Origin of the sequence: Flavobacterium sp. UMI-01, from assembly GCF_019656315.1 — a bacterium.
In the GTDB taxonomy this organism is placed as follows: domain Bacteria; phylum Bacteroidota; class Bacteroidia; order Flavobacteriales; family Flavobacteriaceae; genus Flavobacterium.
On record NZ_BPLU01000045.1, the window covers coordinates 1 to 221 of the forward strand.

The 221-nt window shown below is 42.1% G+C and carries 1 protein-coding gene; it reads left to right on the top strand.

Annotated features, from left to right (window positions below; translation table 11 throughout):
* On the top strand, positions 1-221 hold a 221-nt coding region (locus tag K5R64_RS13110; RefSeq protein WP_220764066.1), incomplete at both ends, for a hypothetical protein.

A 221-nucleotide genomic window follows, 5' to 3' on the forward strand; every position in this document is an offset into this window, starting at 1 on the left:
ACAGGAAGTTTTACGATTACAAATTACAATGCTTCTTATACATATACGGCAAGTCCTTCTGCAGGAGTAACAATTAGTGGGAATACTGTAACAGCTCCAGCAGGTAATTACACCCTTACAGCGACATTAGGCACTTGTGTTTCAATACCTTCATCAAGTAAAACCATCAATGCACAACCAGTGACGCCACCGGTACCTACTATTAGCGCAGTGGTACAACC